Origin of the sequence: Hyella patelloides LEGE 07179, assembly GCF_900659865.1 — a bacterium.
Lineage (GTDB): Bacteria > Cyanobacteriota > Cyanobacteriia > Cyanobacteriales > Xenococcaceae > Hyella > Hyella patelloides.
In genome coordinates this window covers 1-1,278 of sequence record NZ_LR214431.1, presented here as the reverse complement: position 1 = coordinate 1,278, position 1,278 = coordinate 1, and the positions used below count along the sequence as shown (strand labels likewise).

Here is a 1,278-nt window from a genome sequence, read left to right as displayed (position 1 = left end):
TTTTTTTATTTTGGTCTAATTACCTAGCTAGTACTACGTATTTTAAATACTTGTGTACTAAACGGGTCGCACATCATAGGTGTAGACATAGTTAGAGTTTAGGGAATCATCGGCTGCGTAGTTAGCTAGGTTTAACAATTGACCAGCCAAATCGTAGGTGTAAGTAGTATAAGTGCCATTGCCATTATCTTCCCGTACCAAACGACCTGCATCATCATAAGTATAGGAGACGATCGAGCTACCTGTTTCATCAGTCAGACCAGCCAATCTTCCCGCAGCATCGTAGCTGTAGTTAACTTCGCTGCCATTTTGGTCTACCATTTGAGTACGGCGACCAACCTCATCGTAGGTATATGCCAGAGAGCGTCCTGTAGGATAAGTAATCTTAGCTATGAGGTTAGGATTATCGGCATCATACTCAATTAGAGTCGTGCCACTGGCATTGGTACTGCTAGTCAGACGACCTGTATCATCGTAGGTATAGGTATCGGCAGAACCATCCTGATAGTCAACGCGAGTTACCTGACCGAGAGCGTTATATTCATAGCCAATTGCTATACCCCGACGGTTGACGGATTCGACGGTGTTTCCCTGTTCATCTACGGTAAATCTTTCCGAACTTCCATCTTCATAGGTAATGGCAGTCAAGTAGCCTTGCTCGTTATAGTTATAGCTAAGGTCATTACCGCGAGCGTCGGTAACGGTTTGTAACTGTTCGTAGTTGGGTTCGTAGGTAAACTTGACTTCATTTCCCAAAGGATTAATTAAGCTAGTTAGATTTCCCTGCTCGTCATAGCTATAGGTAACACCAAAGTTTTCTGGGGCATTTACTCCAGTTAGATTTCCTTGATTATCGTACTGAAACTGAATCAGACGACCAAGAACATCTGACTGACCCAGAAAAAGACCTTGTTCGCTAGATGACAGTTCCACCTTTGCACCGTTAGCATCAGTCACGGTGACTTCACCAGCAGAACCATAGCTATAGCTGAGTACTCGATCGCTATCTGCTATCTGTTGAGAAATGAGGCGACCGTTATCGTCATATTCGTAGAGAACTTGTACGCCATTAGCATCGGTAACTGAAGTGATTTCTCCGCTCTCGCCGAAGATATAGGAGATGGCTTCTCTGCCTTCTCCATAAATAACCTGCTGTAAACGTCCAACATGGTTGTAATCGTAGTTTACTTTTGAACCATCGCCATAAGTGATGCTAGACCCACTTTTCTCACAAATTAAGTTGAAAGCCAATTTAAAGCTTAAAAGTTGAAGATTTTT

Annotated in this window: 1 pseudogene; it reads right to left on the bottom strand. The window is 43.0% G+C overall.

What is annotated here, in order from left to right:
- Window positions 1-57 precede the first annotated feature (57 nt).
- A pseudogene (locus H1P_RS35510) lies at window positions 58-1,278 on the bottom strand (hypothetical protein); the annotation flags it as partial.